This window comes from Glutamicibacter sp. AOP12-B1-11, from assembly GCF_052379245.1.
In the GTDB taxonomy this organism is placed as follows: domain Bacteria; phylum Actinomycetota; class Actinomycetes; order Actinomycetales; family Micrococcaceae; genus Glutamicibacter.
In genome coordinates, this window is the sequence record NZ_JBQSYL010000055.1 from 1 (window position 1) to 9631 (window position 9631).

Genomic DNA, 9631 nt, shown 5'->3' on the forward strand with positions numbered 1-9631 from the left:
GATGCGCACAAGAGGAACGTCTACCGGGAGACTCCAATACACTAAACCCTTATGGGCGCGTCCCCAGAATCGTGGCGACGTCGCTGTTGGCTTGGAGATGCTCCAGCGCATCGGTAGACAGCAATCGCACCAGATAGACGATTCGGCGACGTTCACCCTCCGAGCCACGGAGAATGTTCTCATGGTGGGCCACTCGGTTCCGAAAGCGACGAAGCGAGGCAAGTGAGTCGTTGAGTCGGTTCCGGTCTGTCCCTGGAGGGAACGCCTTGTGGAGATGGAGAACCCAGATCGTTTTTTCATGCGCGTCAGCCAGGAGATAGGTCCAGAAGCCGAACATGATCTCAGCGACTGTCTTCCCTGGCAATGGCGGGGCATGTGGCTTTGTTGCTGCGCTTGTTCGGGCGCGCTCGACGTTGCTCCTGGGAATCTTGTTCACGTCATGCAACCGACCGGTCAGCTTGTTTCGTCGCATCACAATGGGGAATAGGGCAAGTAGCGTAGCTGGGTCGGTCCAATGCGTGTCACCTGGGAGTGTCGCTGCTGCAAGTTGGCGGTCGCACGCGTTCCGCAGGCCGACTTCGAGGTGGCTGAGGTCGTGGAGAAAAGCGGCACTGAGCTTGGCGTTCCAGTCATATAGGTCCAGGGCGCGTGTGCGAGAGCCTCCCGCGACTTCGAGGTAGGTGGAAAAGCGGTCCATCCTCAGCCAGTTCTCGATCCAAGTATCGTTGCCCGATGCCTTCGCCATATGGCACCTTTCAAGGTAAGGTTGATTGGCAAGCCCTTGATGACCGCTGTTTCATGTTACTCGGGCCATGAATTGGAAACTCCGGTATTTCGCCTTGGCGGACCCGGAGTTTTTCTTTTCCCGAATCTCGCCCGTTTGGGGAACGTTTTGCGGGATGGCTATACAGAATTCAATGTTACTTGTTCAGAGTCAGTCGATTCGTTTTTGTGCCGTCGCGGTTCCTCGAACGCGAGAACGCCAGTATCCCAGAAATATTGCTACTGCTCCGACTAAGAATAGAAGTACGTTGATGACGGTAGAGGCAATGCGATCATCGCCGGTCACTGACCAGCTGCTAAGCGTGCCAACAATGGCCAAGAGCAGCAGGACCGTTCCAATAGCCTTCAATCTTCCAGGTTTCATGTTCTCAGCCTAGCGACCTTGGAACTAGGAAAGAACGAGCCTATATAGGCTGGAGGCAACGTCGGCTCAAGAACCACCTGCGGGACATCGGCGGTTGGGTTTAGGCCGTAGCGGCCAACTAACAAATTTCCTTTAGCATCCGTCGCTCAATCTGGCCCGATAATTGGTCATGCTTCACCTGTTCAGTACCGACAAATCCAGATCCCTCGTAAACGGCAAGAGCACGACTGTTGTCATCGATGACCCATAGTTCCAGAGCCGCGCGACCGATACTCTTGGCGTATTCTTCAACGGCGACTAGCAGGCTACTTGCCACGCCACTGCCCCACACCTCGGGGGTGGCTGCAAGGTAGAAGATCTCTAGGCTTTCTTCGTGAGGTGCAAAGAGCGCGAATCCCACGCAGGAGTCTTTGCGGTTGGCAACGAGGAGTTTAGCTCCCTCCAGCTGTAATCGCCGTTGGATTCCAAGGATTTTTTCTTCGCCGGTAAGCGGCTCTGGACGTTGGTCGCGCACGGCTGTGGCGCGGGCCCAAATCAATGCGGCCTCATTGACTCCGTCTGGCTCAAGACTCAGGACCAACTGCAACTCATCATCCAAGCAATTCACCAAAACATTCTTTCACAGCACCCAGTGCCCGGAGAAGGACCTTCTGCGGGACATATTTTAGATTGCTGAAGTAATTGGGCCAGCAGGTCTACGAAGCCAAACTGTTGTGAAGCCCTCTGCCATGTCTTCTTCGAAGTCGAATTTGAAGCCACGTCGTTCATAAAATGACTGGGCAGCAGAGTTCCCTTTCACAAATTCGATCCTTACATCATGGGCTGGGCCAATAGTAGTAAAGGCTACGTCCATAAGAGCAGTTCCAATACCGCGTCCGTGGGCTTCGGGCACGACATAAATTTTCCAGATCACAGGTTCGCCCTCAAACAGCCCGAAGGTTAGCGTGCCAACTGCCTGACCATCCTGAGAAGCAATGAACGTCGTGTCTTCCGTGATGGATGCGCTCACCGAGCCGTGAGACCACCATGTATTGAGGTTTTCCATGACGAAATCCGGACTGGTGAAACTCAGATAAGTAGCTGGCCATGTAACGAGTCCAATTGACCGAATGGCTTGCACATCATCAAGGTTCGCAACGCGAATTGAAAGGTCTTCCATGCCCCGAATCTACAGGAAGATCGATAGGTTATTGGGCTTTACAAAGAAACGTAAGTGCTTCTGCATGTTATTTCGCTTAAAAGCAATTGCAATGACAGTCCGATATCGTCTGCGTTGCGCGCCCGCAAGGGGAACCGCTATCGAGACAGGCTTTTCTCGAACAACAGATTATGGTCGTCGTAATATGCCTCGGTCATGCCGAGTGACCGCATTCCCAGTCGCTCACATACTCGCTGTGAGGCTGCATTGAGTGGATCAATGACGGCGATAACGCACCGAAGTCCGTTGTTTGCCGCATCCGTCATGACAGCGCTGGCCGCTTCAGTGGCATAACCTGCACCCTGGGCATCGGGGTGTAAATGCCAACCGATTTCCACTGGAGCTTCGCCTTCTACATCTACCGAGAGTGGGATGGGTTTGAGCAGGATATTCCCGAACAATCCACCAGATTCGCGAGACACAATGGCCCAGATCCCGTGAACAGGGTCGTCGATAGCACGACGACGAATGATGGATTCCACAGCTTCCGAGCGATCAGTCATCGGCTTTCCTTGAGAACCAAGAAAGCGAATAGTCTCCCACCGGGACTCAAGATCGAACAGAAAGTCAGCGTCGTCTAGCTCCCATGGCCGCATGATCAGTCGTTCACTGCTGATAGTTCGCATCCGTCAATTATCTAGTACAACGAGTCGAGTGGCTGTGAACCCAGGCCCGCGTCCCGTAAACCGGTTCGGTAGAGAAACGTCCGTAAGAGGAACCTTCACTGGGCACAATCTCCCACCCTTTTCATGGGGTTCGGTTCACTCGTGCTGAGACGAGCCCGCTGACCGGTTCGCGGTTGATGATTTCTGTGACATCGCTGATTTCCGTGATCCAGTCATGGACTTCGGGTGCCACAAGCTTGAAGAGGGCGTTCATATCGGCCAAGCGCTCCGTGACACTGGTTGAGGCACTGGCAACCGGTTCGAGGTGGGCCAGCCGATTTCTTAAACTTACTGCCGATTCGAGAAACCTGGAGACGTCCGCCCGGGCTGTGCCGCGTGGGAAACCCCGATGTAGATAGGGGGTCCAGAGCGTGCTTTCTCGGACTCTCGGCGTGATGAGGAATTGCCAGAAGCCAAATGAGAGCCTGGCAATGACCATACCGTGGGTGGCGGCCGCTCCGACGTCACGTTGGGCTTGGCGGAGTAGTTTCAGGCCGTCGTTGATTAATTTTTGCTGTCGCATGCGGACCCTTTGCGTACCGTTTTGCAGTTGCAGCCAGCCGGGCGTTGGTTGTGCTGCCCAGTCGGGAAAAGTCGGTGCCAACTGACCGTCAAGGGCATTGCGAACTGCGACTTCCACATGGGCTAGATCGCGAAGGATTGCCGAAGAGAGTTCAGAGTTCCAGGAGTAGATTTCCATGGCCAGCGAGTGATCACCTGAGGCCAACGCCAGATACTTGTCGTAGCGGTGTTGCGATAGCCATGCGATGGCCTGCCTGGGAGTGGGAACATTGGCATGTGGTAATCCTTCAGGCATAAGTAGTAGACTACAGGAGCACTACGGGATCGGTCCTCTGTTCAATGGTTCGCCATTCGAATAGGCAGCGTGGTGCATAGAAGGTATTGAAGGGCCCACGATGGTGGGCCCTTTCTTTCGTTAAGCCTCTTGTTCCGGATCTGGAACCAAAGTCCCTTTCAGTGCGTTTGCGCGTCCGTAAGAGGAACCTTCTGAGGGACGCCCTGTGCTGCCGAGCAACCTAATTCACGGTCTGGGCGGTCGTGATGTCTTTCTCGAATCTGAGCACCGGATGCCACGCCGAATCAGGGCCGAAATCAATGACTCCACGTTCGCGGTATCCGAGGTTTTCATAGTAATTACGCAGATTCTCGTTTGTTGCCACACAGTCGAGTCGAGCAATAGAGTGTCCGCTAGCGTAAAGCTTGCTCTCCGCCCATTCCAAGATCATCTGGCCGAGCTTTTGGCCGGTCAGTGAACGATGAACCATCAGGCCGTGTATGTATGCCGCGGCTGGATTGCAGTCAGGCCAAATATGTTCGTCGTTATTTGTTAATCGAACGGCAGCTACAACATCTTGCCCGTCGGTGCTGACCCACCACTCAGAGTGACGTATTTGCTCTGCAACTTGGCTAATTGAGAGTTCCCCAGGCGACCATTGTTGAATGGATTGTTCCTGCTGCCATCGCGCTAAAGAATCGCGCAGCGCAATGATTCCGCTTGCTGACGAGCAAACGGCCCGATGCAACGAGGAAGGTGTATCCATGAAACAAAGTATTGCATGTGACGGGCCGCTACAGCGCCTGCCCGATGGGGAACGCTCTACGGGACGTCAATGCACCAGAATCAACCTGCCAGACGGGGTAAGGGATATCATCGATACCGATGCTCGGACCGTGGTGAAGTCTAGCTATATTGACCAGTGGGATTCCGGGGCTTTCAGCGTGCGCCGGCTTCGGGAATGAGCGGTTTCCGTCAACAGTCCGTGGCCCCGCTCCTGGGCATGGACCGGGTCCACAAAAATTGGATCCCGTCTCGGGGTAACAACGCTGGCCGGACGGACATGTATAGGTATGAGCACCAAAGAAACGAAGCAGGACCGGGAGGCAGAGTTCTCCAGATTGTACGAACTGGCCTATACCGATGTTCTGCGGTTTATCCAACGCCGGGCCGGTCCAGACCACGCCGAGGACATCGTCCATGAGGCTTTCCTGGTCGCATGGCGGCGTTTGGACGACCTTCCGGCCAAGCCCGGCGACGCCAGGGCCTGGCTGTTTGCAACCGCGCGCAACTGCCTGCTTAACAATCAACGCGGACAAGTGCGCCAAGGAGCGCTGGCGGTCAGGGTCGCGGCCCAGACACCGACCTTCACTGACGCCGAAGCCGACCTGACGCACCAACGCATCGACCTGGCCGCGGCCTGGCGACGATTGCGCCCCGAAGACCAGGAAGTCCTGGCCCTGGCGATTTGGGAAGACCTTCCCTCGTCACAGGCGGGCCAGGTCCTCGGGATTTCATCGGCGGCCTACCGCATCCGGCTTCATCGTGCGCGCAAATCGTTGCGACACGAACTCGATTCCGCCCCCTTCCCGGCGCCCCTTGCCGGATCTCTCATGACGGAGTGACTGACATGGACAAGAAAAAGTACGTGGAACTAGACGCATTTCGACCCCTCGATTCTGCTCCCCAAGGCGAACTTGACGAGACCGGACAGATCAGGGCGAACGCAAGGCTGCAGCAAATTCTCGCCAGCGATCCGGACAACGGAAATACCGCGAACGGTGCTATCAGCAAACGCCGATCCAGACCTGTACGTCGGATAGCGGCCCCTATTGCTCTGGCCGCGGTGGCTGCCATCACCGCATCGGTGGTGCTCCTGCCGGGGGCGGGAAGCAAAGATGCGGCGTATGCGTCATGGAATGCTGTGCCGGGTTCCATCAGTAGCCCCGATAGGGCCGTGGCCGATGCGGCCTGCCGTGGCAGTCTGGATCTGGCGTCCCCCCAGTTGGATCTTGCCGAGCGACGGGGTGATTGGGTGGTGTTGCTTTACACCGCTTCCGAACACATGGCAGGTATGTGTCTAGCCCATCTGCCTGCCGGAGCGCAAAAGGCCGACAACATTGATTTCAGCAGGGGAGGCGGCGATCAAGGGTTCCTCCCGGTTGCAGGGGAATTCACCCAGGGAAACATCGCCGAATTTCGCGGTGGCAATATATTCGGGTTCGGTGATCGTCCCGAAATTGCACTCACCCACGGGAACGTTGGTGAGGATGTGGTAGCCGTAACGATCACGACCCCGGACGGCCAATTGGTCGAAGCCACCGTTCAGGACGGCAGATACGCTGCTTGGTGGCCGGGCAAGGACCTCGGTGACGAATTGGAGGGTAATGGGGGACCTGCTACAGATATCTCCTACACAATCACTCTGAACGACCAGACAGTCATCGAAAACGCGACCCCAAGGATGCCGTCCTAGAGTCACCGGTGACAGCGCGGGCGCGACGAGCTATCCGGCATAATTCCGGAAGCCTCGTCGCGCCCGCGACCTTTAACCGTGCTTCGCTCGGGGCATCAGAAAGATGCGTCTCATAGCCACAGGGACAGTCGTTTCGTCCCAATAGGGGTTTGTCCGGAATGGCATTTGAGAACGTCCCGTAAGAGGAACGCTCTGCGGGACATAGGACCGGCTTATCAGCCCAGTTCCCCTGCCTACGCTCATGCTTCTAGCCAGATCAACAAAATCTCCTGCCGAAGCTTGATACGCAATCGTCCGGTACCCGTTCCATCCAAGTTCTCAAGACGAGGTATCGACCCGTTTAGGGCCTGACCGCAGCACCAGTTACCGCTCTAAACATGCCTTCGTTCGTCGGCCGCTTGTCTCGGACACGGAAGAAACATCACTGCTCTATGGAGTTCGAAGTACCCTCACCGGATCGGCGTTAGCAGCATATGCAGCCGGCACCAAAGAACTAGCTCCAGCAGAAATCAACGCAAGAATCACTATGCCAAGACAGAAAGCGAACGGCGGTACAGAACCTGTTGAAACGGCAATTCCAACGCCGCCTAACATTCCCACCAACGCACCCGCCACCGCTGGAATCAGCGTCCTGATGAGCATGAGCGTGACAATATCACTTCTCGTCGCACCAAGAGCACGCCTACGGCCCAGGTCTTTTCGGCGGACAAGGATATCGGCAAAGACAACCACCGCGACGAGCAACGACCCAATGCCCAACGCACCATATAGCAATGACTTACCAAAAGATCCCAAGTCCCCGACGATCTCATCATGAAGCTGAGCCAACTGCAGTGGCGAACGCACAGAGATAGCTTCAGGATCAGCAAGCTGCCCGAATAAACCCAACACCGATCGCTGAGCCACCGCAGCTTGGCTGGCATCATCCAAGATCAGATGCAGGTTCGTTGCGCTGCTTCCCGAAGGAGCTCCGTAAATCACTCCTTGGCCCAAATCAGTGAATGGATCACGAGGGGTATACGATCCGACAATCGCGAAGTCCACAGGAATGTCAGCATCGGCAATTCGAACCGCACCCACCGGGTATTGCATCCCCAGCTTGCGTAGAGCTTCGGTAGAAACCAGGGCTTCTCCCGGACCGGGATAGCGTCCCGCTTCCAATTGTGCGACCGAACCTATATCTCCGATAACCGCCCACGCCGGGACCGGCGTTGCACCTTCCCCGATCACCAGATTCTTGACGTCCGTTGGCGAGCCAAGGCCCACGGAGCGTTCAATCACTGAGAAATTGGAGGCCATCGAAATGAGCGATTCGCTGATCAGACCGTCGGCTTTCTTATCGGTCACCACCAGCTGTCTGGCGCCGGACGAATCAATACGCTGCGCAACTTGTTCTTCAGCAGCCGCGGTACGGCCGACAGTAGAAATAGTCATGATGCACATGGCAGCAGTAATCAAGCAAACCAGCGCCGAGGGAACCTTGCTAGCCCAGGCAGTAGCTAGTGCTTCACGGAGCAACATTTTCAATGTCATAGCGCCAGCACTTCATCTGCGCGACTAATGACATAAGGATCGTGAGTCGCAATCACTACAGTGCGCTGCTGGGTTCCGGCATCCTTCGAAAGGATATCCAAGACACTGGCGGCGTTCGCCGGGTCGAGGTTTCCAGTCGGTTCATCGGCCAGAATCACCGCAGGATTATTAATCAGTGCCCGCGCAACAGCGACTCTCTGTGCTTGTCCACCAGAAATCTGACCAGGCTTGTGATCACTACGCGCGGCAACACCAAGTTCCTCCAGCAACTGCTCTGCCCGGGCCATTGCGATCTTCCGGTCCACACCGGCATAGAGCGTCGGCTCAATAACAGAATCGATAATGGTCCGCGAAGGATCCAGTGAAGAGTCTTGAAAGACGAACCCCAGCTGATCAGCCCTAACCTTTGACCGAACAGCATCAGGAGCAGAGGACTGAGGCTGATCGTGGAGAAAGACTTCCCCACGGCTTGGTGTGAGCATCAACCCCAGCACGTAGAGGAGGGTGGATTTCCCACGCCCCGAAGGACCGGTGAGTGCAGTGACTTTTCCCGGGGCGAATTGAAAGCTCAGACCATCAAAAAGTTCCTCAGAGTCCTTGGTGTATTTGAACCCCAAATCACGGACGCTGAGGATGCTCACTTCGCCTCGCTGTTAGCTGCAAGGACCTGAACAGAGGTTCCTTCTTCCAGGCCTTTGACGATGACAATGCCCTGTCCGCTGGCAACCACGTCAACTGGGACTGGCCCGTTTTCGGTCACTACTTCTGTCCCGCCTGAGGCAGTGGTGGTAACCGCCGCGGAAGGAATACCAATACCCTTGGTTTCGGGGACGACAATCACCTTGGAGCGAAGCGTGACGTTGCTGCCAGCAGGCAGTTTGTCGCATTCCTTGTCGCACACGGCCTCACCAGAGGGCCCAGCCAAAGTATGGATGACGTTGCCTGATTCATCGGTGGTCGTTTGGGCAATCTGAGCTTCCCAGGTCAGATCGCCATGGTTCACCTCTATGACGGAATCCTGAGGAATCAACGCAGCTTGTTCACCGGTCAAAGACATCGTGAAGGTACGCTCCCCGCTAGGGGCAAGAACCGCGTCTTCATCTCCAGCTAGGTTCTTTCCCGGACGGATCGCTTCGCCTACATCCACCTGGCCGGGCAAGGAGCTGACCGCAACCATGCGTCCTAGCGCAATACGGCCATCTGCCTTTTGCTTAGTCGCAATTTGCCACCGCTTGATCGCTAAAGTTGTGGCAGCATCAAAGCGGGTGTCAGGGGTGCCGGTGAAATATTCCTGGTCCTTGAGGAACCTTTCAACCTGCTTCACATTCTCGCCAGAGGCCTTAGGCCCGATGTCTTGGTACAAGGGTGTCTGACCAGAGATCACGTAAACATCGGATCCGGCGACGGAGTAAATGACGTCTCCTGGCTTTTTCTTCCCTGCCGAGACCGCGGACACGACGCCGGGCAATTGGTTGCTCGCAACCACTTGGACCGGCTGTTTCACTACGGTAGACAGATTCAGTGATGAACCAATGGCTGATGCTTCGGCCTTGGCCCAAACACTTTGTTCGCTTTCCTGCATCGCCTCTCCTTGGCCCACTACTGTTGCGTTGATTGCCCATCCGGCTGCACCTGCAGCAACCGCAATCGCCGCAGCGGCGGAGAGGAATTTTGGCTTCATCCAGCTGGAAGTGTCAGCGCTTCTAGTTCCCATACAGAATCTCCGAAGATGGTGACGGTGGGCATTTCTGATTCATTTCGGCGGTATTGACAGTTTCCAAGTTCATCGCATCATATGGTGTCCATGGTGCCGAGC

Annotated in this window: 11 protein-coding genes; 2 read left to right on the plus strand and 9 right to left on the minus strand. The window is 55.8% G+C overall.

Going from position 1 to position 9631, the window contains the following annotated elements; genetic code table 11:
- Positions 1 to 49: 49 nt before the first annotated feature.
- The 6 genes from ACT3UQ_RS19185 to ACT3UQ_RS19210 form a co-directional block, all read right to left on the minus strand.
- A complete protein-coding gene (locus ACT3UQ_RS19185; RefSeq protein ID WP_444637752.1) occupies positions 50 to 745 on the minus strand; it encodes an Abi family protein in 696 nt (231 codons plus the stop codon).
- Between the two features lie 520 nt (positions 746 to 1265).
- On the minus strand, positions 1266 to 1754 hold the full coding sequence (locus tag ACT3UQ_RS19190) for a GNAT family N-acetyltransferase (protein ID WP_444637753.1): 489 nt from the start codon (positions 1752 to 1754) through the stop codon (positions 1266 to 1268).
- A 57-nt stretch (positions 1755 to 1811) separates the two neighbouring features.
- Positions 1812 to 2306, minus strand: a complete 495-nt coding sequence (locus tag ACT3UQ_RS19195; protein WP_444637755.1) for a GNAT family N-acetyltransferase — start codon at positions 2304 to 2306, stop codon at positions 1812 to 1814.
- 137 nt (positions 2307 to 2443) lie between these two features.
- A complete protein-coding gene (locus ACT3UQ_RS19200; RefSeq protein ID WP_444637757.1) occupies positions 2444 to 2971 on the minus strand; it encodes a GNAT family N-acetyltransferase in 528 nt (175 codons plus the stop codon).
- Positions 2972 to 3092: 121 nt separating this feature from the next.
- Complete coding sequence (locus tag ACT3UQ_RS19205; RefSeq protein ID WP_444637758.1) at positions 3093 to 3827, minus strand: hypothetical protein; 735 nt, start codon at positions 3825 to 3827, stop codon at positions 3093 to 3095.
- A 220-nt stretch (positions 3828 to 4047) separates the two neighbouring features.
- Positions 4048 to 4572, minus strand: coding sequence for a GNAT family N-acetyltransferase (locus tag ACT3UQ_RS19210; protein ID WP_444637759.1), 525 nt, complete (start codon positions 4570 to 4572; stop codon positions 4048 to 4050).
- Between the two features lie 307 nt (positions 4573 to 4879).
- On the opposite strand from ACT3UQ_RS19210, the gene ACT3UQ_RS19215 reads away from it, so the two are divergent.
- Positions 4880 to 5431, plus strand: coding sequence for an RNA polymerase sigma factor (locus ACT3UQ_RS19215; protein WP_444637761.1), 552 nt, complete (start codon positions 4880 to 4882; stop codon positions 5429 to 5431).
- A 5-nt stretch (positions 5432 to 5436) separates the two neighbouring features.
- Positions 5437 to 6282, plus strand: a complete 846-nt coding sequence (locus ACT3UQ_RS19220; protein ID WP_444637762.1) for a hypothetical protein — start codon at positions 5437 to 5439, stop codon at positions 6280 to 6282.
- A gap of 429 nt (positions 6283 to 6711) precedes the next feature.
- Here the strand turns inward: ACT3UQ_RS19220 and ACT3UQ_RS19225 are convergent, their stop codons facing one another.
- From ACT3UQ_RS19225 to ACT3UQ_RS19235, 3 genes are read right to left on the minus strand one after another with little or no spacing between them, the layout of a single operon-like run.
- Entirely contained in the window at positions 6712 to 7815 is a 1104-nt protein-coding gene (locus ACT3UQ_RS19225; RefSeq protein WP_444637764.1) for an ABC transporter permease, read from the minus strand.
- Entirely contained in the window at positions 7812 to 8456 is a 645-nt protein-coding gene (locus ACT3UQ_RS19230; protein ID WP_444637765.1) for an ABC transporter ATP-binding protein, read from the minus strand. The genes ACT3UQ_RS19225 and ACT3UQ_RS19230 overlap by 4 nt, the downstream gene beginning before the upstream one ends.
- Complete coding sequence (locus tag ACT3UQ_RS19235) at positions 8453 to 9397, minus strand: peptidoglycan-binding domain-containing protein (protein ID WP_444637766.1); 945 nt, start codon at positions 9395 to 9397, stop codon at positions 8453 to 8455. The genes ACT3UQ_RS19230 and ACT3UQ_RS19235 overlap by 4 nt, the downstream gene beginning before the upstream one ends.
- Positions 9398 to 9631: the final 234 nt, after the last annotated feature.

Excerpts from the sequence above, each read along its gene's own strand:
- ACT3UQ_RS19185 (WP_444637752.1), bottom strand. The coding sequence starts at position 745 with ATGGCGAAGGCATCGGGCAACGATACTTGGATCGAGAACTGGCTGAGG.
- ACT3UQ_RS19220 (WP_444637762.1), top strand. The coding sequence starts at position 5,437 with ATGGACAAGAAAAAGTACGTGGAACTAGACGCATTTCGACCCCTCGAT.
- ACT3UQ_RS19195 (WP_444637755.1), bottom strand. The coding sequence starts at position 2,306 with ATGGAAGACCTTTCAATTCGCGTTGCGAACCTTGATGATGTGCAAGCC.
- ACT3UQ_RS19200 (WP_444637757.1), bottom strand. The coding sequence starts at position 2,971 with ATGCGAACTATCAGCAGTGAACGACTGATCATGCGGCCATGGGAGCTA.
- ACT3UQ_RS19235 (WP_444637766.1), bottom strand. The coding sequence starts at position 9,397 with ATGCAGGAAAGCGAACAAAGTGTTTGGGCCAAGGCCGAAGCATCAGCC.
- ACT3UQ_RS19215 (WP_444637761.1), top strand. The coding sequence starts at position 4,880 with ATGAGCACCAAAGAAACGAAGCAGGACCGGGAGGCAGAGTTCTCCAGA.
- ACT3UQ_RS19225 (WP_444637764.1), bottom strand. The coding sequence starts at position 7,815 with ATGACATTGAAAATGTTGCTCCGTGAAGCACTAGCTACTGCCTGGGCT.
- ACT3UQ_RS19210 (WP_444637759.1), bottom strand. The coding sequence starts at position 4,572 with ATGGATACACCTTCCTCGTTGCATCGGGCCGTTTGCTCGTCAGCAAGC.
- ACT3UQ_RS19205 (WP_444637758.1), bottom strand. The coding sequence starts at position 3,827 with ATGCCTGAAGGATTACCACATGCCAATGTTCCCACTCCCAGGCAGGCC.